Origin of the sequence: Bacillus sp. FSL L8-0358, from assembly GCF_038593095.1 — a bacterium.
Lineage (GTDB): Bacteria > Bacillota > Bacilli > Bacillales > Bacillaceae > Bacillus > Bacillus subtilis.
In genome coordinates this window covers 1,427,471-1,449,214 of the sequence record NZ_CP151962.1, presented here as the reverse complement: position 1 = coordinate 1,449,214, position 21,744 = coordinate 1,427,471, and the positions used below count along the sequence as shown (strand labels likewise).

The 21,744-nt window shown below is 41.6% G+C and carries 23 protein-coding genes and 1 riboswitch; of the genes, 6 read left to right on the top strand and 17 right to left on the bottom strand.

All coding sequences use genetic code 11. The features are described from left to right. Positions 1-29: 29 nt before the first annotated feature. Positions 30-1,124 carry a di/tri-peptidase gene (papB, locus tag NYE49_RS07600; protein WP_047182539.1) on the bottom strand — a complete coding sequence of 365 codons (1,095 nt, stop codon included), beginning with the start codon at positions 1,122-1,124 and terminating at the stop codon, positions 30-32. A 165-nt stretch (positions 1,125-1,289) separates the two neighbouring features. Between papB and NYE49_RS07595 the strand changes: the two genes are divergently transcribed. Next, positions 1,290-1,493, top strand: coding sequence for a hypothetical protein (locus NYE49_RS07595; protein ID WP_014476643.1), 204 nt, complete (start codon positions 1,290-1,292; stop codon positions 1,491-1,493). Positions 1,494-1,530: 37 nt separating this feature from the next. Here the strand turns inward: NYE49_RS07595 and pfeT are convergent, their stop codons facing one another. The 5 genes from pfeT to NYE49_RS07570 all read right to left on the bottom strand — a co-directional run bounded on the left by pfeT (position 1,531) and on the right by NYE49_RS07570 (position 6,802). After that, positions 1,531-3,444, bottom strand: a complete 1,914-nt coding sequence (gene pfeT / locus NYE49_RS07590; protein WP_047182538.1) for a metal-transporting ATPase PfeT — start codon at positions 3,442-3,444, stop codon at positions 1,531-1,533. Between the two features lie 235 nt (positions 3,445-3,679). Further along, complete coding sequence (gene stoA, locus NYE49_RS07585) at positions 3,680-4,177, bottom strand: sporulation thiol-disulfide oxidoreductase StoA (RefSeq protein ID WP_003245444.1); 498 nt, start codon at positions 4,175-4,177, stop codon at positions 3,680-3,682. Between the two features lie 50 nt (positions 4,178-4,227). Continuing rightward, the gene (gene ykvU, locus NYE49_RS07580; RefSeq protein WP_015383520.1) at positions 4,228-5,565 is read right to left on the bottom strand and encodes a sporulation protein YkvU; all 1,338 of its coding nucleotides are present in this window, start codon (positions 5,563-5,565) and stop codon (positions 4,228-4,230) included. Positions 5,566-5,682: 117 nt separating this feature from the next. Then, complete coding sequence (locus tag NYE49_RS07575; protein WP_003232442.1) at positions 5,683-6,309, bottom strand: cell wall hydrolase; 627 nt, start codon at positions 6,307-6,309, stop codon at positions 5,683-5,685. Positions 6,310-6,607: 298 nt separating this feature from the next. Further along, entirely contained in the window at positions 6,608-6,802 is a 195-nt protein-coding gene (locus NYE49_RS07570) for a hypothetical protein (RefSeq protein ID WP_015383518.1), read from the bottom strand. 165 nt (positions 6,803-6,967) lie between these two features. Here NYE49_RS07570 and NYE49_RS07565 point away from each other — a divergent pair, with 165 nt between their 5' ends. After that, a complete protein-coding gene (locus tag NYE49_RS07565) occupies positions 6,968-7,153 on the top strand; it encodes a YkvS family protein (RefSeq protein WP_003232446.1) in 186 nt (61 codons plus the stop codon). Positions 7,154-7,273: 120 nt separating this feature from the next. On the opposite strand, the gene NYE49_RS07560 is transcribed toward NYE49_RS07565, so the two are convergent. The 5 genes from NYE49_RS07560 to NYE49_RS07540 form a co-directional block, all read right to left on the bottom strand. Then, a complete protein-coding gene (locus NYE49_RS07560) occupies positions 7,274-7,564 on the bottom strand; it encodes a YkvR family protein (RefSeq protein WP_174616621.1) in 291 nt (96 codons plus the stop codon). A gap of 689 nt (positions 7,565-8,253) precedes the next feature. After that, positions 8,254-9,189: a glycosyl hydrolase family 18 protein gene (locus NYE49_RS07555; protein WP_123373497.1), complete on the bottom strand. Its 936-nt coding sequence runs from the start codon at positions 9,187-9,189 to the stop codon at positions 8,254-8,256. A 96-nt stretch (positions 9,190-9,285) separates the two neighbouring features. Beyond that, positions 9,286-9,513: a LysM peptidoglycan-binding domain-containing protein gene (locus NYE49_RS07550; RefSeq protein ID WP_123373496.1), complete on the bottom strand. Its 228-nt coding sequence runs from the start codon at positions 9,511-9,513 to the stop codon at positions 9,286-9,288. 15 nt (positions 9,514-9,528) lie between these two features. Further along, positions 9,529-10,728: a spore protein YkvP gene (gene ykvP, locus NYE49_RS07545; RefSeq protein WP_342410985.1), complete on the bottom strand. Its 1,200-nt coding sequence runs from the start codon at positions 10,726-10,728 to the stop codon at positions 9,529-9,531. 486 nt (positions 10,729-11,214) lie between these two features. Continuing rightward, positions 11,215-11,961, bottom strand: coding sequence for a glucose 1-dehydrogenase (locus NYE49_RS07540; protein ID WP_010334554.1), 747 nt, complete (start codon positions 11,959-11,961; stop codon positions 11,215-11,217). 168 nt (positions 11,962-12,129) lie between these two features. Between NYE49_RS07540 and NYE49_RS07535 the strand changes: the two genes are divergently transcribed. Beyond that, a complete protein-coding gene (locus NYE49_RS07535) occupies positions 12,130-12,486 on the top strand; it encodes a winged helix-turn-helix transcriptional regulator (protein WP_123373494.1) in 357 nt (118 codons plus the stop codon). Positions 12,487-13,066: 580 nt separating this feature from the next. On the opposite strand, the gene queF is transcribed toward NYE49_RS07535, so the two are convergent. The 5 genes from queF to NYE49_RS07510 form a co-directional block, all read right to left on the bottom strand. Further along, complete coding sequence (queF, locus tag NYE49_RS07530) at positions 13,067-13,564, bottom strand: preQ(1) synthase (protein ID WP_003218613.1); 498 nt, start codon at positions 13,562-13,564, stop codon at positions 13,067-13,069. Between the two features lie 17 nt (positions 13,565-13,581). Then, positions 13,582-14,313 carry a 7-carboxy-7-deazaguanine synthase QueE gene (queE, locus tag NYE49_RS07525; RefSeq protein ID WP_231834243.1) on the bottom strand — a complete coding sequence of 244 codons (732 nt, stop codon included), beginning with the start codon at positions 14,311-14,313 and terminating at the stop codon, positions 13,582-13,584. Further along, complete coding sequence (gene queD / locus NYE49_RS07520; RefSeq protein ID WP_123373493.1) at positions 14,306-14,746, bottom strand: 6-carboxytetrahydropterin synthase QueD; 441 nt, start codon at positions 14,744-14,746, stop codon at positions 14,306-14,308. Before queD ends, queE begins: the two co-directional genes overlap by 8 nt. Further along, a complete protein-coding gene (gene queC / locus NYE49_RS07515) occupies positions 14,747-15,406 on the bottom strand; it encodes a 7-cyano-7-deazaguanine synthase QueC (protein ID WP_069837470.1) in 660 nt (219 codons plus the stop codon). Between the two features lie 129 nt (positions 15,407-15,535). Then, positions 15,536-15,580: riboswitch (PreQ1 riboswitch) on the bottom strand. Positions 15,581-15,717: 137 nt separating this feature from the next. Continuing rightward, positions 15,718-16,761, bottom strand: coding sequence for a transporter (locus tag NYE49_RS07510; protein WP_015383514.1), 1,044 nt, complete (start codon positions 16,759-16,761; stop codon positions 15,718-15,720). Between the two features lie 365 nt (positions 16,762-17,126). On the opposite strand from NYE49_RS07510, the gene clpE reads away from it, so the two are divergent. The 3 genes from clpE (at position 17,127) to motB (ending at position 21,178) form a co-directional block, all read left to right on the top strand. Beyond that, on the top strand, positions 17,127-19,226 hold the full coding sequence (clpE, locus tag NYE49_RS07505) for an ATP-dependent protease ATP-binding subunit ClpE (RefSeq protein WP_047182535.1): 2,100 nt from the start codon (positions 17,127-17,129) through the stop codon (positions 19,224-19,226). A 382-nt stretch (positions 19,227-19,608) separates the two neighbouring features. After that, positions 19,609-20,421 carry a flagellar motor stator protein MotA gene (gene motA / locus NYE49_RS07500; RefSeq protein WP_003238984.1) on the top strand — a complete coding sequence of 271 codons (813 nt, stop codon included), beginning with the start codon at positions 19,609-19,611 and terminating at the stop codon, positions 20,419-20,421. Further along, positions 20,393-21,178: a flagellar motor protein MotB gene (gene motB, locus NYE49_RS07495; RefSeq protein WP_003232473.1), complete on the top strand. Its 786-nt coding sequence runs from the start codon at positions 20,393-20,395 to the stop codon at positions 21,176-21,178. Before motA ends, motB begins: the two co-directional genes overlap by 29 nt. Before the next feature lie 39 nt (positions 21,179-21,217). Here motB and mhqR read toward each other — a convergent pair whose 3' ends face one another. Beyond that, positions 21,218-21,655, bottom strand: coding sequence for a MarR family transcriptional regulator MhqR (gene mhqR, locus NYE49_RS07490; protein WP_003232475.1), 438 nt, complete (start codon positions 21,653-21,655; stop codon positions 21,218-21,220). Positions 21,656-21,744 lie beyond the last annotated feature (89 nt).

Here is a 21,744-nt window from a genome sequence, read left to right as displayed (position 1 = left end):
GTCGAGAACAAAGTCCTTTTTTATTTCTATTAAGGCAGTATGATTAATTCCTTTGGATATTGGGTCAGAGCAACTGCTCCGTCCTTTGTTACGTGAACGTCATCCTCAATGCGCACGCCGCCGATCTCAGGCACATAAATCCCCGGTTCGATCGTGTAGACCATGCCTTCCTGCAACAGTGTATCGTTGGCCTGGCTCATTGATGGATACTCATGGACAGAAATTCCGAGTCCATGCCCAAGCCGGTGAGGAAAATAATTACCGTATCCCGCTTTTTCAATGATTCCGCGGGCAGTTAAATCCAGATCTCCGATTCTCACACCGGGTTTGCTTGCCTCAATCGCGGCTTTTTCCGCTTGAAGCACAGTCTCGTAAATGGCCTCCTGCTTCGGATTGATGGTTTTGTATGCAAACGTTCTTGTAATATCAGAGCAATAGCCATCAAGAATAACACCGAGATCAAATAAAACAAAATCACCTTTCTTCAACGTGGCTGTACCAGGATTTCCATGAGGCTGGCCAGATTTTTCTCCGAATAAAACCATTGTAGAGAAAGACATGCCCTGAATTCCTTTTTTCTTCAGCTCATACTCAATTTGAGCGAGCACTTCCACTTCACTGATGCCTTCACGCAAAGCGGCTGTGCCAACTTCAACACCGTAATCTGCAAGCTTTGCCGCCTCTTTCAGCAAACGAATCTCATTGTCATCTTTAATCAGGCGAAATTGATTGAGTGTTTCTTCTGCTGAAACAAATTGAGCCCCGCCCGTCGCATGCTTCAGCTGTTCTGCACGTGATAGCGAGATTGAATCCTTTTCTACCGCAAGCGTATGTATGCTGATATTTCGCTTTTTCAAGGCTTTCTCTATCAGCTCCCACGGATTTTCGTGATCCGCATAGCCAATGATTTCATGATTCCAGCCTGCGTTGCGGGCCTGTCCTGCTTCCATTCCTGGACAAACAAAGAAAGGCTCCTCTTCTTGAAAAATAAATAACCCCATTAATCTTTCATGCGGCTCTGTGTAAAAACCGGTTAAGTAAAAAACATTTTCTTTTGTATGAATAAATGCGGCAGTATGCCCCGCTTCCTTCAGCCATGAAGAGACGCGTTGTATTCTATTCACTTCTTGTTCCTCCCTGCCATTTGCAATGCATTGTTCTGTCTTCCATTGTAACAGGTTTTACCGGTGTTTGCCTTTCACGACGCCTTCATTTTCTAATGCATTTTATTTCCTGCTCCTCTTCCTGTATACTGACAGTAACGTTCAATCGCAGGGGGGTTGTTCCGTTTGCTGATGAATTTTTTCAGACGAAAAGCAGTTATGCTCTTAACGGTTTTGGGAATTTCCGCTCCTTTTATCGGGATGAAGATGGTGGGCTTTTATTATTACAGCTCTATCATAGGCTGTGCAGCGGGTTTCCTTTGCTGCATCCTCGCTCTCATCCTGGTTATGAAAAGATCTGATAAAGACAAAAATGAAGGGAAAGCTTGATACATAAAAAGCCAGCAGCCTGATGGGGCTGCTGGTTTTATTTTAGGAGTCTTAATCCGTTTAGTATGACCAAAATCGTACTTCCCTCATGACCAATCACGCCAAATGGCAATTCCATCACCTGCAAAAAGTTTGCACAAATCAGCAGGCAGATTACAGCTAGAGAAAACACGATATTTTGTTTGATGATCCTGTTCATTTTCCGAGACAAGCGGCACATGTTTACGAGCTTTTTCAAATCGTTTTTCATGAGGACCATATCAGCGGTCTCAAGTGCTACATCTGTTCCGCCGCCCATCGCAATGCCGACATCCGCCGCTTTGAGTGCCGGCGCATCATTGATTCCGTCACCCACCATTGCAATCGTTCCGAATTCTTCTTTTAACCGTTTGATTTCATTCACTTTTTGGTCAGGCAGGCATTCTGCCACGACAGTTGTCATGCCGGCTTCCTTGGCAATCGCTTGAGCCGTGTCTTCGTGATCTCCTGTCAACATGGCCGTTTTAATCCCAAGTCGGTTCAGTTCTTCCATGACCTCTTTTGCTTCAGGCCTGATTTGGTCCTTCAGTGCGATACAGCCTGCTATTTGATCATCCTTTTTCACAAATACAATTGTATGACCGCTTTGAATGACATCTGATGCTGTTCGTTTCAAAAATTGTGCTGCCATTTCCTCGCCGATAAAACCTGCTTTACCGACCTTCCATTTCGCACCCGACACTTCTGCCATAACGCCAAACCCTGAGGTTTCTTCTATAGATATGTAGCCGGACTGATTCACGCCGCGGCTTTCCGCGTACGCCGTTATGGCTTGGGCGAGCGGATGGCTTGATTGCGTTTCGATGGCATAGACAGCCTCAAGAACTTCCGCTTCACTGAATCCTTCTGCTATTCTGATCGTCTCTACGGCAGGCTGGCCTTTTGTTACAGTGCCGGTTTTATCAAAGGCGATCATTTGCACTGAGCCCAGCTGTTCAAGAAAGACGCTTCCTTTCACAAGCATACCGTTGCGGGCGCCATTTGAAATCAGGGACAGCGCCGCCGGCATAATAGAGGCGACAAGCGCACAAGGTGACGCGACAACCATAAACACCATTGCGCGGTAGAAGGTTTCACTCCAGCTCCAGCCCAGCGCAAAGTGCGGGACGAATAAAAGGAGCCCCACCGCAATTAGCACACCTTTCACATAAGCATTTTCAAATCGTTCGATGAAAGCCTGCGCAGGTGAAACACTATTTTGCGCTGATTCAACCAGTTTGATAATTTTTCTGAATAACGAATCTTCATTTGCTTTCGTGACTCGGACAGTCAAGGAGCCATTGCGATTCACCGTTCCTGTGAATACAGTGTCGCCTGTGTTTTTTTCTACAGGCATTGATTCACCTGTTAAAGCCGACTCGTCAAGGCTTGTCGAGCCCGATTCAATGATACCGTCTGCCGCTACGCGTTCTCCAGGTTTGATCACAATCATATCACCGGCCTGCAAGTCTGAAACCGGAACTCTTTTGGTTTCACCATTGACCATCAATGTCGCTTCTTCAGGCTCAAGCTGCATTAAAGACGTTAAATCTCTGCTGCTTTTATTCATCGTGTATGTTTCTAAAGCTCCGCTTAAGGAAAAAATAAATATTAAAATAGCACCCTCTGCCCAGTATCCGATCAAGGCGGAACCAACGGCAGCGAAAATCATTAAAAGTTCTACATTCAGCGTTTTGGATTCGAGTGTTTCTTCGATTCCTTCCTTTGCTTTAGCAAATCCGCCGATCACAAAAGCCAGCAAGAAAAGTATTATGGATAATACCTGATATCCGGATAAGAGCCAGCCTGCCAAAATAAGAGCGCCTGATACAAGTGCTGCAATAAGCTCCGCGTGCTGTGCCCAGTTTTTTTCCCTCTTGTCTGTTTTCAATGGCTCATGCGGGTCGCGTTGAACGATAACTTGTTCATTCATATCGAATTCTCCTCTCTAATTGAGAACGTAAATCATCTTCATTTCTCTTATAAAAACAAAATCGCTGCCCAAAAGGCAGCTTTATCGTCAGTTATTTCTTGATGTCTTCCTTTATTATAGCACGCACGAAGAGAATTTCAATTATAATTATTTTAATTTCTTTTTGATAATAATTATCATTAATGTTTATTCACTTCTTCTCTATATGAAAAAAGCTGAGAGTCTATGCTCTCAGCTATTCTTCCGTCCATTCCTTCAGTTGTTCCGCTGTCATCGGGCCAATTTTTGTTTTTTCAATTTCTCCCTTTTCATTCAGCAAAAATGATGTTGGGATCGTAATGATATGATACTCCTTCATCAATTCCCCTTTTGAGTCAAGGACAATCGGGAACGTCAGCTTGTTTGCTTTAATAAAGTCTTCAACGACTTGCTGATTTTGTTCCGAATTCACTAAATTCACCGTTACCAGCTTTACACTGTCGGATGGATGGGCATCATAAAACGATTGAAACTGGGGAAGCTCCTTTTTGCAGGGCGGACACCATGACGTCCAAAAATGGAGAATTGTTTTTTGCCCTTTATTCGGAATCGAGATGTCCTCCCCTTCTATCGTTTTCATAAGAAAAACAGCGGGAACAGCAGGCTGTTTTTCCTCAGCTTGTGCCGCACCTGGAAACCATGCAATCAACCCTAATAACATAATGTATATAGTAAGCAAGCGCTTCGTCAACACGGAATCTTCCTTTCATGCTTTTCAATTAGCTTGCCCCTGCTGTTCCATTATCATCCTTCAATTCGCGGCGTTCTGGTCCCTCTCATAAGGAATACGGATACCTTCAATGCTTTGCAGATCGTGGCATAGTGCAGGCTCGTCAAAAGAATCATGCCAGTGTTCATTCCAAGGATGATCCCGAGCATTTGCAGATTCTCCATTGATCCCAGTACATACATCATACTTAGCGCAACGATATGGCTCCATACATTGTGATAAAAAGCCTCTTTCACAAAACCCATCCCGATTAAGCACGCCTGCAGCGGCATGACAAACAGATGAAAGAGAAAGTAAGGCCACAACAGCTGCAGGTAATACTGCGCTTCAGGAGAGTGAAAAAACAAATGCGTGAGAGGTCCCGCAAACTGGAACATGACCCAGACGGCAGGTATACCGTAACCTAATGTAATGAAAATCGACTGCTTCAGCCTTTTTAACACGATGTCATACTGAGAAAGTGCATAAGCTTCCGAAATACTCGGTATCATGACGACCATTAACGAATGGGCAATAAAAGCAGGGAACGACCCTATCGTCACAGCCACTCCTGCCAGCATTCCATATTGATCGATCGCCGCTGTCCCGGCAACGCCCGCAGCCAAAAGAGCTCCTTTTACTAAAAAGGGTTCAATTGCATTGACAACCGCATGAAAAATGCGCAGTCCTGTTGTAGGAATTGAAACAGCAAGCAGCCTTTTCCTTACATCCTTTCCGCGCAAATGAATGTGCTGCTGGCCGGATAACGCCCGCCTTGCCATGATAAATTGTGAATATAAATAAACAAGCACGACCACATCACTCACAACTAGAACAAACAAGGAAATCAGCACAGCCATGTCCAATTCAAATGAGTACCATTGAAAAAAGAGGAATAAGCACAAGAGCTGGATGATTTTTTTCAGCACATTGGCAATTGCGATCTTCCCCATTTTCTGCACACCCATAAAGTAGCCCCTGGCGATTGAAGTAAAGGCGACAACAGGAATTAAGCCGATGACAATCCCTTTAATAAACGGGTGGTATGTATCAAATACCGGTATAAACGGAAGCGCAATACTAGCGGCGGCAGTAGAAAAAGCAGTAAAAATGGCTGTCATTCTGAAAGCGTGCCTCAGCATGCTTTCATGAAGCTTAGGATTTGACTCGGCAATGAATTTAGAAATGGATATCGGCAGTTCCAGGCTCGCGATGACAATAATTAAAAAGATCGTGGGCAAAATACTCATGTAAAGCCCCATCCCATGCTCGCCAAGCTCCCGCGCCAAAATCATATTGACGACAAATTCAAGGCATTCAGCGAAAAAGGCGGCAATGGATAAAAGAATGATCCCTTTCACAAATCGATTCATGATGTCTCTCCTTGTCTCTTGTACTACCAACATCATATGAGACAAGTTCAAAAATTATTTTATTTTTACTCTTTATATGAAAAAAAGCACAGCTGAGACAAATTGTCTCTTCTATGCTTAGACGGCAAAAACGTGTCTGCCGATTTTTTCTACGATTTTTCTTGAACGAATCCAATTATCTGACGCTGTTTTCGGATTATAAAAGAATATGGCATCTGTTTCTCTATTTTTTGAGGACAGCGCTTCTTCGGCAGCTTCAATCGATTCTTTATCAGGCTTTTGGTTAATGCTCCCGTTTGCGACCGGTTCAAAGGCGTTTTTCTGATAAATAACCCCTCTTATCGTATCAGGAAAACCTTTTTTCTCCGTCCTGTTCAGTACAACGCTTGCTACAGCGACCTTGCCTTTATATGATTCTCCTTTGGCCTCTGCGTGAACGAGACGGGACAGCAACTCTTTTTCAGACTGTGTATATGTTTCTTTCTCATCATTTGTTTTGTCGGGTTTATCTTTCTCTTTCTTTTCAGTGTGTGCTGATAGCTTAATCGGTTTTATTTTCTTGTCCTTATCAGCAGACAGTGAAGGGAAAGATTCATTCGTATTTCGATCTATATGTGTAAGCCATTTCGCTTCTTCATGTTTTGTCTTCTTTGCGCTCAGTAGTGAAGCTTGTGTATGCTCAATTTTGGCTGCAGGCATGAAACAAAGAAGAAAAACAGCCAGAGCAGTGAATTTCGTTGTCATACAGTTTCCTCCTTAAAGTGCTCCAAAAAACACTTCATAACCTTAACAAGAGATCCATTCATTTTCACGGAAAAAGATTTTCCAACTCTCCCAAGGAGGTATCAGGATGGAATAAAGAGGATGACTCACTGCTTAATGGCAAAAAAACAGTCTGAAATTCTATAAATATTGTCAAATTAAAACATGTTTATCCATCTTTGGCACTTTACATTTTATTTACACCTGTTACAGACAGCTGTAATAAAAGGCTTGTATTCTGTCATATATGATAAAAAGGCTTCTCACGTATGAGAAACCTTCAGCTTCTTGGCTGTTCTAAGTATTGAAAGATAACATCTCCGCCTTGCTGGGCAATTCCTCGGAAATGTTTAAAATCATCTTGTTTAGATAACACGGCCCTGAAATTAAGAAAATGCTCTTTCTGGACTCTCAGTTCGGTTATGGCGCCGGTGCGCAGCTGTTCAATCATTTCTGTTATTTCTTCGGGACGCAACGAAAATTCCCCCCTTTTCTTTCTATTGACGAAAATCAATATATCATCTTTATAGCGACAGAACAATTCATAAGGGAGATAAAACTCCTTATCGCTTTACTTCTCAATGAAAATACTGCAAAATACTTTCAAAAGGCATTATTATGTTTAAAGGAGAGGAAGCTTGTGAAAATCGCTAAGGTTGGGAATGTCATTGAATTTAAAAACGGATTAACCGGTGTTGTTGAAAAAGTAAATGAGAATTCTGTTATCGTTGATGTGACAATCATGGATAACTATCGGGATCTTGAGTTAGATTCATTGACAGTTGTTAATCATAAAAATTATAAGATCATCAGAGACTCCTATTAAAACCTCCTTATTTCCACATTTATTCAAAAAACTGCAAGACGGACAATTTAACACCTTACATATGAAATTCGCTTTCTCAAAAGCTGCCGGCCGGCAGCTTTTTTACATAAAAAACACCGATCATGAATCGGCGTTTTTGTCTATTTCCGTTATTTCTATATAGAACTCGCTGACGGACCCTGGTTCGTACAGGTTGGTCAAAGCTGTTGAATAATTTGTCATTTCCCCCCGGAAGGCAAGATCGCGTTCCGGAACCTCGACATTAAACGTTTTTTCATACAACAGGACAGCGATATCATGGTAAGTCTCACTCGTAACGTTTAAGGTAAATGCAATTTTACGCTTCGGCTCGCTCTCCTCTTGATATGCAGCCATTTCTAACGTTACATTGTTTAACCGCAATGTCTTCACTTCATATCACTCCTTTATAGTCCATGCATCTTAGCATACCTTAGCGAATGTTTACAATGAATCTGTTCTTAACGGTTATATGAACCAATTCATTCGAAAAGACACCTTTACAAACATACGTTCGTTAAATTATAATAAAACAGACGAGCTGCCATCCAGCATCCCGTCTTTTCATTAGAAAGCGGCGAGTGGAATTCCCCCCGGATTCGCTCGTCTTTTTTATGTAAAACCCCCCTCATTTCTGAGGAGAAACTATATGGTCGATTATCAACAAGTCATGGTTCTCCATGCGTACCTTGGCGCCGAATTCCCCATTCTTTAATGAGATAACCCCGCATCCATTCAGGAAGTATATGAGGTGAGTTTTTAAAGTTCTAGTTATTCGTGCGCTTCCATATCGAGCCTGAACAATTCTGAATGAAATGCAATAATCCCGCTATCAAGGTAGCGTGTGTATGACATAAATCATGGAAGCAGAATAAATTCAAGTCATCCGTAATTACTTTAAATGCGTTCTATAACATAAGTTTGAATGTGTATTTCAAGGCCTCGTATAGAACATTTCGGGACAAGGGTCTATGGAATGCCCTCACTGTTTTACCCGCACTCGTAATAAACATCTTTCAGTATGTCCAAGATTTAGAGATTCATTGCAATTATCTTCGAATTTTGCTTTGAACTATAAATCATTATATATTTTTAAACACTGTATTCCAGACTGACGCATCCTCTTGTCCAAGACTCCAGCTGCCAAGACCTTTCAGATTATATTTTTGAGCGAGTTTTATTTTTGCTCTGAGTGACTGTTCATTTTCAAACCATAATGTATATGTTCCCGAAGGCAACAGCCCCTTGTTATCGTGATTGACAGTAAAAATAGCTTTTGGAGATTGACTCTTTGTGTCAAAAATAATTGTCCCGTTATGCCTTTTTACTAATGAGTCAACAAGGTAAAGGGGAATGGCTTGAGAGGCAGATTGGCCTTTCATCCAACAGCGGCCATAGAATGGCAATCCTAAAACTAGTTTTTGAGGAGAGATTTTTTGGGTCAGAGCATATTGAATGGACTTTTCCACCCATCCTACACTTGCAGTAGGCCCAGCAAGGTGGCTTTCATCGTAGGCCATAATCATAAGGTAATCTGCATATTTAGCTAAATACTCGTAATCATATGATCCGTGCCAGCCCTTCGTCCAGCCAAAAGGATTTGCCGCCACTGCAACTGATACTTCTTTATGTCTAGGAATACTTTTCCTTACCAATCTAACAAAATCTGTAAATAAATTCCGATCTTTTTCTGTAAGGTTTTCTATATCGATATTAACTCCGTCCAAATCCAGTTCTTCTATTGCATGAGAAATTTGTTTAGCTAAAAGAACTCGGTTCATTAATGCAAAACGTCCCAAATCCTGATCCCAATGATTGCTTAGAAAAGGAACTACTTTTAAATTTCTTCTATGAAGAGCTTTAATCACATCGGGATTAGCTGAACGGAGAAGTAATGATCCATCTTTTCTGATATAGAAAAAATCAGGAGACACAACATTTAATACTCCGTTCGTTTGATCAACGTGTTGAATAAAATCCCATCCTAATCCAGAATAGAAATAGCTCATTTGAAACATCTCATAACCCCTTCATCCCCAAAAATATCAAGTTCCCCACAAATAAAAAAATGAGGATTGTCATTTCAATTTGATTCGTTTCCGAAACCTCAAAGATTATCTTTCTCTTATCTTTATAATTTGTCCAGGATAAATTCTATCTGAAGAAAGCTTATTAAGATTCATAAGTTGTTGTACCGGAATTTCAAAGGATTTGGCAATCGTCCATAATGTATCACCGGATTCCACATGATATACTTCGTATGTCACGGGAAATTCCATATAACGAGGCGTTCTTTTTACTTTATTCGCTCGATTTCCTATTTTCGGTATTTTCCCCTTCATTCATATTACTCTCCTTTAGAAAAATTTGTTATTCATATTTCTAAACAGTTTCTCTCTAATCTTAATGATTTGTCCAGCATATATTTGATCTGATTTGAAATGATTAAGCTCCATGAGTTGCTGCAGGGAAACATTATACTTCCTGGCAATTATTGATAATGTTTCACCGGGAGTAACATGATGGATCAGGTATTTTTCTTTGAGAACATCTACATAATGAATGGTTTCCCCTAAGTTTCTTATAATTCCTCTGCTTTTTAGCACCTCAAGCATTCTCTCGGCTCTATGCCGATAGGAATCATTCTTTACAGCCTTTTTACCGTTTATCTGAATCTTTTTTCTCTCGCTATCATGATTCAAATAGTATTTAACCTTTTCCAATGTTTCTTTTGGGGAGGAAGAAACGATGAGATCGCGGCCAGGTTTGAATTTACCTCGAACTGCTGGTGTATCCGATGTCAATAAAAACCCCCCGGAACCGAGAATCTCATAGGTGCGTTGCGTAAGTTGGCTTTCACAGTTTTGCAAACCGATAATGATTTTTGCTGAACTGTAAACTTTATATGCTTCAGTGTAATCAAGGTATCCATGGATCCAATTGCGGGGAATTTCTCTTCCTATATATTTACTCATTTTTTCCCAGTTTCTCCCCCAAAAATCAATGCGAATACCCTTCCGTATAAGAGGACGAATAAGCGTTTTTAAAGAGGACGAACGGAACACTTCCGGATGTTCTTCAAGAAAATTAGGGTAAGCATTAGCCACCACTGCTATATCACAACTGTATTTCGCTAATGGTTTAATCTGGTGATGTATACTTTCGTGAAATGCAAAGTCTAAGTGAGCTGCTTTAATCCCCATGCTTTCATAAGTTTTACACAGAGAAGGCGTAACCGTGAAAACAAAATCTGGTTTCATCTTTTTAATTAACGGGATAGTAAAGTTTTGAGTGTGCAGCGGGTCTTCAGTTGCCCAATAAACGAGAGGGATATTCACCTTTTTAGTAGCGTTGCGAATCCAGGCCTGCTTTTCCCTTGAATGCTCTGGTGTCCATCCCATAGATACTATTAGATCTGGTTTAAATTCGTCCATCATTTCAGTGATATTTTCCCGACTTACAGGACCGGAAATCATTACGGTATGTCCTGCTTCCCTAAACCCATTCGGTAAACCATAGAGCCACATGGGATGACTCTCAAGGAAAAGAATTTTCACACATTTCCATCCTCTCTTTCACTTTTTAATGTCTACTTTATTGGTATGTATCTGTAATATAACTTGTCGCGGTACTAGTCTATAAAAAACGTTCAGGTGTGAGATCACGTGATAGCTTGTGTGGGATGCCCCACAAAAAAAGAAAGCAACCTACAACATATTTTCCTATGTGGTTATTCAGGACATAAGGATTCCTTTAAATATTTTCAAAAGTATTAGAATACAAGGACAGGGATATTATTTTTTATTAAAAATCAAGAGCCCCCGTTACTTTAAGTACATTTAATCACAGTGTAATCTTTTTTACAGGTCATTTAGTGGTAGCCCCAGGAAAATGCGAATTTACAACGTTAATCAAATTCAAACATAAAAAAGTCGAATTCCCTGTCCTTTAAGGAAAACGACTTTTTTATACGACTTCTTCAAGTAAATGTAAATCCCCATTAACCTTTTTTGGGGACTATTTGTAATCTCTGCGCAGTGAAATTATACCTGTGCTAGCCCGCCATCTACGAACAATTCAACACCCGTCAAGTAACTGCTTTCGTCTGAAGCAAGGAAAGATACAGCGTTTGCTACTTCTTCAGGGGTCCCAACTTTTCCAGCTGGAACAGTATTTCTCGTATTTTCCATTGCTCCTTCAAGTGCATCACCAAAAAGCTCATCGTATGCAGGTGTAAGAATAACTCCTGGACTAACCACATTTACACGGATTTCAGTACCTTTTAGGTCAAGAATCCAGTTGCGAACTAGTGCTCTTAAAGCTGCTTTAGATGCTCCATATACACTAAACGCTGGGTTGCCAATTGATCCAGCAGTAGAGCCCGTTACAATAATAGAACCTACTTTGTCCGGGAATAGTGATAACGCTTTTTGAACAGTAAAGATGGTTCCTTTAACGTTAATGTCGAACGTTCTATCAACCTGCTCTTCAGTAATTTCACCTAATGGAAGGAAGTTGCCGATGCCTGCATTAGCAAAAAGAATGTCCAACTTACCTTTTTCCTGCTTTATAATGTCATATAGTTTGTCTAAGTCTTCAAGCTTAGAAATATCACCTTGAACACCGGTTACGTTCTTGCCAATTTGGTTAACAGCTTTATCAAGTTCGTTTTGTCTACGTCCTGTGATATAAACATATGCACCTTCGTTTACAAACTTTTGTGCTGTAGCAAGACCAATCCCACTTGTTCCACCCGTTACAAGCGCTATTTTACCTTCAAATTTACCCATACTTAACACTCCTTTAGAATTAATATTATTTTATGTCTAGTACCTTTAAGTACTTGAAGAACAACTTACAAGATATAGTATCCTTCAGTAAGCACATTATCGGAAGTACCCACTTTTTTGTGATATAGTAACTAAAAAGTAATAAATGTGGAATGGAGAGCTTTAGACATGAAAAAATTTAGCTGTGGGTTTGAAGTGACAAAGGAAGTTATTGGCGGAAAATGGAAAGGTCTTGTATTATACTTTTTAATGAATGGACCAAAGAGAACGAGTGAATTAAAGCGCATTATCCCAAATATAACTCAGAAAATGCTGATTCAAACACTTAGAGAGCTTGAAGCCAGTGGACTTGTGAGCAGAAAGATGTATAATCAAGTACCGCCGAAGGTTGAATATTCATCCACTGAACTTGGAGAATCTCTTAAACCTATCTTGCAGGAGCTCTGTCAATGGGGAGTGCATTATGCGGAGCAAGAGTATGCAGAAGGTGAATATGAAATTGTACAACTAGAACAACTAAGTTAGGATTGATGTAGCTGCTGAAGTAAATGCTAAACAACTTCAATACCATCACCTAACAGATGAAGAACAGTCAGAAATAAATGAGATATTCAATTTTGAAAGTGAAGTTCTAATAAGAAGTGTCATCGACTATATTCAGGAGAATTGATGAAATTCAAAAAAGAGCTGTTTCAAATGTTAAAGAGAAGATTCAGAAACTTAGCCAAAAAATAAATGAAGATATTGATAATAATATATAATGCCTATGATCTCTAGACAGGCATTTTTTCTTTCGGATAAAAAAGAAAAGACGTACAAATTGTACGCCTTAATCTGCTTCTGTACTATCAATTTTTCACTGCATAAAAGTCACAGTTCAGGTTGCACCTCAGGTCACACTTTTTAATACAATTCCCATGAGTAGAGCCATTTTCAGGTGTGACTTTTCCCACTTTTAGTGTGACCGGGTCACACTTTTATTGAGCTTAGTGCGGGTCACACTTCGCTGTGACCAGGTCACATTTCCGCTGAAAATCAGCACTGAATGTTCGGATTTTACTGTGACTCCACTTCGTTTCACACTCCGTATCACACAACGGAATAATTAACGATTATCAATCGTCTCCGGATACAAATCATGATTCATCATGCGGTATTCGGCCATTTTCTCATATTTCGTGCCAGGCTTTCCGTAGTTTGTGTACGGATCGATGGAAATTCCGCCTCTTGGCGTGAATTTGCCCCATACTTCGATGTAGCGCGGGTCCATTAATTCGATCAAGTCATTCATGATGATGTTCATGCAGTCCTCGTGGAAGTCACCATGGTTTCTGAAGCTGAATAGATACAGCTTTAATGATTTGCTTTCAACCATTTTTTCATCAGGAATGTAGCTGATGTAGATTGTCGCAAAGTCAGGCTGCCCTGTTTTAGGACATAAAGATGTGAATTCCGGACAATTGAATTTTACAAAGTAATCACGGTTTACATGTTTATTCGGGAAGGATTCCAGCACGTCCGGTGCATATTCGAACAAATAATTTGTACCTTGGTTGCCTAGCAATGTTACACCTTCTAATTCTGATTCTTTTCTTGTCGTCATGTTCATCTTCCTTTCTATTATACTCCGCGTTTGTTGCCCCATAACAGGGTATGCAGCTGCGGGAGCACTCTGACGAGGTTCAGCTCCGCATCGACAGCTACCTTATCAACAAGCGCTTCATATTTTCCAAGCAAATGTGCAATCAGTGACTGATCATCTGTCGTATGCACGTCATCATTTCCGACTTGTAAATAAAACGGGATTCCCGGATACCGCTTGTGCACAGTTTTGGCAAATTCCAGATCTTCATCATTAAAGATAACAACCTTCAAGCTGACAGCATGCTGTCTATCATTCTCTTGAAGTGAAGTTAAAATGTGGTCAAGCTTTTGAAAGTTCGTTATCATTTTTGAGCTTGGCGGTTTTGGAGAAATTGTCAGGTCATCAATCAGCGTAAACCAATCCTGATAAACGGTCCCTTGAGTTTCAAGCGCTGCACGGATGTTATTTTCCTTCAGCAGTTCAATAAAAGCATCCAGCTGTTTTAACAGGGCCGGGTTGCCGCCTGAGATCGTCACATGAGAAAACGCGTCTCCCCCAATGTCCTTAAGCTCCGCAAAAATCTCCTCCGCCGTCATCCAGCGAATATCTTTTTTAGCAGATCCGTCCCAAGTGAAAGCGGAGTCACACCAGCTGCAGGAATAATCGCAGCCGGCTGTCCGGACGAACATCGTTTTCTGTCCGATCACCATGCCTTCTCCTTGAATCGTCGGGCCGAAAATTTCTAATACAGGAATTCCTTTAGCCATTCAAACCACCCTTTTTCGGACGGTAGACACAGTAGCTTGTCGGTGTTTCACGGACAAACACCTGTACACAGGTCGGCTTATTCTCCAAAGTGTCTAAATAAGCCTGTACGTTGTCATAAATCGTTTTCGCCACGACTTCAGTTGTCGGCAGCGAATACCGGTCGTCCTGAGAAAAATCTTCATGATCATTTAATAGCGTGTGATCATAGTTTCCGTGCACCAGTTTTTTGAGTACGCTGAAGTTGACAAGAAAGCCTGAATTGTCAAGTTCGTCGCCGGCGACGGTTATATTTACGGTATACGTATGTCCGTGAACCCTGCTGCACGCTCCCGCACTTTCCCGAGGGATAAAATGAGCGGCTGAGATATGCATGTCCTTATTCAGTTCAAACGAATAAGGATGCTGGGCCTGCGGATAAATTTGAGATAACATTTATACACGCTCTCCTTTCATCACCATATATTCTTCATAACCTTTTGAACGAAGATGACATGCCGGACATTCGCCGCAGCCGTCGGCGATGATGCCGTTATAGCATGTCAGCGTGTTGTTTTTCACAAACTCCAGCGCGCCAAGCTCATCTGCAAGCTTCCACGTTTCCGCCTTATTGAGCCACATGAGAGGCGTGTGGATCACAAACGGCTTCTCCATTGCCAGATTTACCGTGACATTGCAAGATTTCACGAATTCGTCACGGCAGTCAGGATAACCGCTGAAGTCTGTCTCGCAAACTCCTGTAATAATGTGGCGCGCGCCAATTTGGTAAGCCAGGATAGACGCAAAGGATAAGAATACCAAATTGCGGCCTGGAACGAATGTGGATGGCAGTTCGCCGTCTTTTACTTCTATCTCAATATCATTTCTAGTCAGGGCATTCGGTGCAAGCTGATTTAAAAGTGACATATCAAGCAAATGATTTTTCACACCAAGCTTTTCCGCAATGGATTTTGCCACTTCAATTTCCTGCGAATGTCGCTGATTATAATGAAAAGTCACCGTTTCGACTTCTTCGAATTCTTTTAAGGCCCACAGTAAGCATGTTGTGCTGTCTTGGCCGCCGCTAAATACGACAATTGCTTTTTCTTTTTTCATGATTCCTCTCCTTCTCCGCAATAAAAACGCCGGCGAGAGACATCGCTACAGCTAATTCACGCAAAAAAACACCTTCTTTCGGAAGGTGCTCTAGAAAAACATAAAAAAGGCCGTATCCAAGGATACAGCTCGTCCTTAGTTTTTTATAGAGGGTGTAGCTAGAACCTCTCCCGCATATCGCACGGATTTTCTTCAATTATTTCACTTCTGCTATCTTACCATAATGTTGTTTTTCTTGACAATAAAAAAGTCAGTCCCGGTTCCTAGATCAATTATCGCTCTATAGTGACGGTTCGCTTCATTATATATATTTATAAACTGCGCCGCCGAGGAGCTTTTTTGCAAAGCAAAGCGCCTATGAAGGCCAGGCTCACATAGCCAAACAAGGGATAAATTGTTGAAATAAGCCTGCCGTACCCTATTTGGCTCGTAATATAAGCCGTGATCATAATGGCCGCAAAGATATATTTGCTTTTCACTGGAAGAAAGCTTTGCACTTGTTTTTCTAATCCATATAGATTACCGATAACTGATGTGAACACTTCTCCGAAAATAATGAGTAAATAAATCAAATGGACAGATCGTGCAAAGAGATAAACCACTTGCGCCATCGGTATATCATACAAAAATACATCCGGAAGAGTCGACAAAGACAGAAAACTCGCGGACAGCACAATCGTCAGCATCGTGCCTCCGATTAAAGCGCCTTTTTTTATCACTTTCTCCGATGACATTTCATTCGCCAGCGGAACCAAAACCGCTTGGGCAAGCGATAAATTCAAAGCCCCGTAAGAAACAGCTGATAACAGCCAATCCCAGCGATGCGGCCAGACCCACTGAGCTGCGTTTCGTGATTCGCTGAATATAAAAGAGTCGGCCACCACAATCATTGAAAAGATGATTAAGAGAGGAACAACAAACACATTGACACCGAAAATGCCTTTTACTCCTCTAGTCATCACAATTAAACTCAGACCGATTGTAATGAGCATCCCAATCTGAGCGGACATCCCCAGCTGTTCCTCAAAAAGCGCCCCTGCCCCTGAAAGCATAACAGATGTAACTCCAAGGAGAACAAACAGCATAAATACATTGATAATCCGCCCAGCCGTCGCCCCGAACAAAAATATGTTCATTTCTTGATATGACTTGGCATTGATTCGCTTTGAAATGATCATCAGCTTGGCCCCCAGTAACGTAAACATTCCGCCGCTGACGAGAATGCCGAATAAACCGAACCAGCCGAACTTCAGAAAAAACTCAACAATTTCCCTCCCAGTCGCAAATCCAGCTCCGACTACTGTGCCGACATACACAAAAGCAAGCTGACTTGCAGACCCTTTTGATTGTTCCATTTCTTCCCTCCGAACGAACCGCAGTTTTGTCCATATATGCCTTTTTATAACCTATGAGACAAGTTCCTTGAAAAGACGAAGAAAACATGTTTTACTTTGTAACAAATCAAAAATTTTTTGTGCATAAGACTTGAAAGTCAAAGATAGTCAGAGTATACTATTAATCAAAGTTGGTCAAACAAACCGGCCTTTTTTAAAAATCAATTAGTCAAAGATAGTCAAATGTTCAGTCTGCTTTGAGCATATTGGTTTGAATGCCGTTAAGTTTGCCGTATACTAATAGTCAAAGAAGGTCAAATACAATAGACCTTTTTATTCACTTTCATTGGTCAAAGAAGATCAAATTATTAAGGAGGTTTTGGCAAATGCGTTGTCAACATTGTCATCAAAACGAGGCGACGATTCGCCTTAACATGCAAATAAATTCCGTTCATAAACAGATGGTTCTTTGTGAAACTTGCTATAACGAACTGACCCGTAAACCTTCAATGAGTATGGGTCCTCAATCTTTCGGATTTCCGTTTGAACAGGCATTCCAGCCGAAAGAACAGAGCGCAGCAAAACAAAGCGGAAAAAAAGGGTTGCTTGATGAGCTGGCTCAAAATATTACAAACGGTGCAAAAGCCGGTCTCATTGACCCCGTCATCGGCCGTGATGATGAAGTGGCGCGAGTGATCGAAATTCTAAACCGCCGGAACAAAAACAATCCGGTTCTTATTGGTGAGCCGGGTGTAGGGAAAACTGCCATCGCTGAAGGGCTCGCTTTAAAAATTGCTGAAGGTGATGTTCCAAACAAACTGAAAAACAAAGAGCTGTATTTGCTTGATGTTGCATCCCTTGTTGCAAACACAGGGATCAGAGGCCAATTTGAGGAGAGAATGAAACAGCTCATCACTGAGTTGAAGGAACGAAAAAATGTCATTCTGTTCATTGATGAAATTCACCTTCTCGTCGGCGCAGGCTCTGCAGAAGGATCAATGGACGCCGGCAACATTCTCAAACCGGCCCTAGCCAGAGGCGAACTGCAAGTCATTGGCGCGACAACACTGAAAGAATATCGCCAAATCGAAAAAGATGCCGCACTGGAAAGACGTTTTCAGCCTGTCATGGTGCAGGAGCCTTCAATTGAACAGGCTATCCTCATTCTGCAAGGGATTAAAGACAAATACGAGGCGTACCATGGCGTAACATTCAGTGATGAAGCAATCAAAGCGTGTGTCACTTTATCTTCCCGCTACATTCAGGACAGACACCTGCCGGATAAAGCAATTGATTTATTAGATGAAGCAGGTTCAAAAGCCAACCTGTTAATTGATGAATTGAATGATGAGGATGCCGCTGAACGCTTAACTGCAATTGAAGCCGAAAAAACAAAAGCCCTGGAAGAAGAAAATTACGAACTGGCGGCAAAACTCCGTGATGAAGAACTCGCATTGGAGAAAAAACTGAACAGCTCCTCCGCTCATACCGCTGTCACTGTGGAAGCTGAGCACATTCAGGAAATTGTTGAACAAAAAACAGGCATCCCTGTCGGCAAACTGCAGGCAGACGAACAAACGAAAATGAAAGAGCTTGAAGCAAAACTTCATGAACGCGTGATCGGACAAGAAGCCGCTGTTCAAAAAGTGGCAAAAGCGGTAAGACGAAGCCGCGCCGGATTAAAATCCAAAAACAGACCAGTCGGCTCCTTCCTCTTCGTCGGTCCTACCGGCGTAGGGAAAACAGAGCTTTCTAAAACACTGGCAGATGAATTATTCGGGACAAAAGACGCTATTATCCGACTCGATATGAGCGAATACATGGAGAAACACGCCGTATCTAAAATTATCGGTTCACCGCCTGGATATGTCGGCCATGAGGAAGCTGGACAATTAACTGAGAAAGTGCGCCGCAATCCTTACAGCATTGTGTTGCTGGATGAGATTGAAAAAGCACACCCAGACGTTCAGCATATGTTCCTGCAAATTATGGAGGATGGCCGTCTGACAGACAGCCAAGGCAGAACCGTAAGCTTCAAAGACACTGTGATCATCATGACAAGTAATGCGGGTGCTGGTGAGAAACAAACGAAAGTCGGTTTCCAATCAGATGACAGTGTCATCGAAGAACAAACATTGATTGATTCACTGAGCATGTTCTTTAAACCTGAGTTTCTCAACCGTTTTGACAGCATTATTGAGTTCCGCTCATTGGAAAAAGAACATCTTGTCAAAATCGTCAGCCTTCTTCTTGGAGAACTTGAAGAAACATTGGCTGAACGGGGCATCAGCTTGAATGTGACAGATGAAGCGAAAGAAAAAATCGCTGAGCTGGGCTATCACCCTTCATTCGGTGCACGTCCGCTTAGAAGAACCATCCAAGAATGGGTTGAGGATGAAATGACCGATCTGCTGCTTGATAATGGCGAGATCACAAGTTTTCACGTGATTTTAGAAGATGATAAAATCAAAGTGCGAGCGAAATAACAATCAGCGGTTTCCTTTTAGGAAGCCGCTTTTTTTATGCTTTCATACTCTTGACTTAGAAAATACCGTCCCTTCCCCTGAAGCGCTACTTCCCTTCATCCTTTACACTTTTTTTAAGGAGGGATGGAACATGTTTATATACAGTGAATATGTATTTCTACTATTATATGAATACCATCTGAAGGACAGCTTGCAAGCAAGCTGCCAATTTCAGTAGATCCCCGGGCTTTTCAATTTTGGAGAGCCCGTTTTTGTTTATTTCTCCCTTCTATGCCTCTTCCTTGAATATTTCATGAACAAATTCACAATGTCCCTAAAGTTCCGGGCACCAAAACCGATATTAACCATAGACAAGCTAGTAAAAAAGGATTTGGTGAAAACTATGGATAAAACTTCGTTAATCGGTATTATTCTTGCTTTTGTGGCATTGAGCGTCGGGATGGTTCTGAAAGGCGTCAGTTTCAGCGCCCTTGCAAACCCCGCTGCCATTTTAATTATTATCGCCGGGACAATCTCAGCAGTCGTTATTGCGTTCCCAACAAAAGAAATTAAAAAAGTGCCTGCGCTGTTTCGAGTGTTATTTAAGGAAAATAAACAGCTCACAATAGAAGAACTCATTCCTATGTTCTCTGAATGGGCTCAGCTTGCACGCCGCGAAGGTCTGCTTGCTTTAGAAGCAAGCATTGAGGATGTAGATGATGCTTTCTTGAAAAACGGGCTCAGCATGGCTGTTGACGGGCAAAGCGCGGAATTTATAAGAGATATTATGACAGAGGAAGTCGAAGCAATGGAGGACAGGCACCAAGCCGGAGCCGCTATTTTTACACAAGCGGGAACGTACGCCCCGACACTTGGAGTACTCGGTGCTGTAATCGGGCTGATTGCCGCTCTCTCTCATATGGATAACACAGATGAGCTTGGACACGCCATCAGTGCCGCCTTTGTTGCCACACTTCTCGGTATCTTTACAGGGTATGTGTTATGGCATCCTTTCGCAAATAAATTAAAACGAAAATCAAAACAAGAAGTAAAACTGCGTGAGGTCATGATTGAAGGTGTTTTATCCGTTTTAGAAGGACAGGCACCGAAAGTCATCGAACAAAAGCTTTTAATGTATCTTCCTGCGAAGGACCGCTTGAAATTTGCAGAACAAGGAGAGGCGCAAAATGGCGAGAAAAAAGAAGAAGAAGCATGAGGACGAGCACGTTGATGAATCATGGCTCGTTCCTTACGCCGACATCCTTACTCTTCTCCTGGCATTGTTTATTGTGCTGTATGCGAGCAGCTCGATTGACGCAGCTAAGTTTCAAATGCTCTCAAAATCATTTAATGAAGTTTTTACAGGCGGCACCGGTGTACTGGACTACTCCAGTGTCACTCCTCCTGAAAACGAGTCAGACGGCATCGATGAAGTGAAAAAGGAAAAAGAAGAGAAAGAGAAAAACAAGAAAGAAAAAGAAAAAGCAGCTGATCAAGAAGAACTTGAAAACGTGAAGAGCCAGGTGGAAAAGTTCATCAAAGATAAAAAGCTGGAACATCAGCTGGAGACGAAGATGACTAGTGAAGGCCTTCTGATTACGATTAAAGACAGCATCTTCTTTGATTCTGGAAAAGCGACCATCCGTAAGGAAGATGTGCCGCTTGCAAAAGAAATTTCAAATCTTCTTGTGATTAACCCGCCAAGAAATATCATTATCAGCGGACATACTGATAATATGCCAATTAAAAATTCTGAATTCCAATCAAACTGGCATTTAAGCGTCATGAGAGCGGTAAACTTTATGGGGCTCCTGATTGAAAACCCCAAGCTCGATGCAAAAGTGTTCAGCGCCAAGGGTTATGGCGAGTATAAACCGGTGGCTTCCAATAAAACTGCGGAAGGCCGAAGCAAAAACCGGCGGGTTGAAGTTCTCATTTTGCCGAGAGGCGCAGCGGAAACAAATGAAAAATAGCAAAAAAGGAAGCCTTGTGACATATCAGGCTTCCTTTTTTTACTTATTATGAAACTGTTTTGCGTTTAATCCTACTCTTTTTAACATTTCGGTGCACATCTCTACCTCTTCTTCGCTTAATACGCTGATCATTTCATCAATTTCAGCAGCGTGATCAGGGAAAATATCGTTCAAAAGACCGATGCCTTTTTCAGTAATTTGCGCAAATGTCACTCTTCTGTCTGTAGGAGACGCTTTCCGAATGAGAAGTTCTTTTTGCTCCAGCTTATCTACAACGTATGTGATGCTCCCGCTAGCCAAGAGAATTTTATCTCCTATCTGCTGCAGCGGCTGATCGCCTTTATGGTACAAAAGCTCTAGCACAGCAAATTCAGTCGGATTCAGCCCATGCTTATGAATATGCTTATTCATATGATCGTTAATAGACCGATACGCGCGCGACAGCACGATAAATAACTTCAGTGATTTTTCTGTCATGTCTCAATCATCCTTTTAGAAACCGTTACAGAGAAACATTAATAAACAAAGACCAAAATGTCAATAAAAATCTTTCCAATATTTCTCTT